The organism is Photobacterium sp. GB-36, assembly GCF_003026135.1.
Taxonomy (GTDB): Bacteria; Pseudomonadota; Gammaproteobacteria; order Enterobacterales; family Vibrionaceae; genus Photobacterium.
The window spans coordinates 1-1520 of the sequence record NZ_PYNY01000063.1; the positions used below are offsets into that span (position 1 = coordinate 1).

The window sequence follows — 1520 nt, forward strand, 5'->3', positions numbered from 1 at the left end:
CTGAAGCAAAACACGAAATCACTCGATATATTATTGGTTATTACAGCCAATTACGACCACATCAATATAATGGCGGATTAACACCGAATGAATCAGAACGATTATATTGGTTAACCTCTAAAACCGTAGCTAGTATTTGTTGACCACTACACAATTCCCTAGTACATACATATTGGCTTAATCTTGAGGAGGAGCAGGAAGCAGCAATTTATGTGTTATTAAGCGGTACTATTCGCTCTTGGCGCAAGTTTGTTGAAGTGTTAGCCCACATGAATATCGAAGGTAAAAAACAAAGTTCAGATAATGCGCTTATAAATAACCTACAGCGAATAAATAAAATTTTAGATGGAAAACAGCAAATAGAATTTAATCAATGGATAGCTCAATTAGCTAGTGTAAATCATTTAGATAATATGGGGATGATCCCTTCAACTCCATTCACCATTTATGATTTCCAACATAGAAAACAAAAGAAAAGAGTATTAGAAATTTAATTTGGAGCTGCCGACAATAGCCAAGTGGTATTGTCGGCACTAACTGAATACTACTTTACTGGTGTCGTTTGTTGAACCGCGCAACGAAAGCCGTATGTTGGGTAATATTTATCTTGAACAATGGCTTCACCTCCTCGCGAGGTTATAAATGGTGCATCTCCCCCCCAACCTCTCATGACCTTTCTAGTCCCTGTTGATGGTCCTTGAGGATCGATTTCGGGTGAATGTTGGTAATAATCATTAGCATACCAATCATTAATCCACTCTGTTACATTACCTGTCATATCATACAAACCTAGTGGATTAGGAGGGAATTGCTTAATATCTTTAGATTCAAAGAGGCCACCATAATTCCATTCATCTTTTGTGTAATCGACATACCTACCATTAACCAAATAATGACTATTTTTACGCTGGATATAACCGTTATTAGTAGCATAATATAGATACTTTCCACGATTTCTTGCTGCATATTCCCATTGTGCTTCTGTGGGTAAATCAATCGGAGAACCCGTTAATTCACCCAGCCATAAACAGTAATCTTTTGCCTCTTGCCAGGTTTTGGTTGGTGTTGCTTTATTTTTAAACTGTTCATCAGAAAGGTCATATTTCGCCCTATTTTCAGCTTTGACAACGGGCAGATTATGCGCCCTTTTAAAAGCATCAAAGCCGTGATAGGTCGTTTCATGATTAGCTAATGAGTAGTTACTTAAGGTTACTTTATGCATAAAATTAGCGCCAGTTTCAGCATTCGACAAAGCGGTATTACACTTAGCATCTGGCGACCAATCCATTCTATCCGTAGAAATGGGGTTACAAGGGGCTTTAAATGCGCCCATCATGAAGGTTCCACCTTTGATAAATACCATGCTTTCAAGTGATTCAACAGCAACTTCGACGATTTGATGTTGAAGTTTGGTATCTGCATCAGGGTAGAGCTTTTTTACTTTCGCTTCTATTTGAGTGATTTTTTCAGCTGGTACCGTTTTACTGGTTACTGAAGCGGTTGTCTCTCCAGTGCATGCT

Annotated in this window: 2 protein-coding genes and 1 pseudogene; 2 read left to right on the top strand and 1 reads right to left on the bottom strand. The window is 38.3% G+C overall.

Annotation, left to right across the window (positions count from 1 at the left end; all coding sequences use genetic code 11):
- Together C9J46_RS21240 and C9J46_RS21245 are read left to right on the top strand one after the other, a co-directional pair.
- Positions 1-143: pseudogene (locus C9J46_RS21240) on the top strand (IS3 family transposase); the annotation flags it as partial.
- Between the two features lie 126 nt (positions 144-269).
- Entirely contained in the window at positions 270-494 is a 225-nt protein-coding gene (locus C9J46_RS21245) for a hypothetical protein (RefSeq protein WP_146144314.1), read from the top strand.
- Between the two features lie 50 nt (positions 495-544).
- Here the strand turns inward: C9J46_RS21245 and C9J46_RS21250 are convergent.
- On the bottom strand, positions 545-1520 hold a 976-nt coding region (locus C9J46_RS21250), incomplete at its 5' end, for an SUMF1/EgtB/PvdO family nonheme iron enzyme (protein ID WP_107262359.1).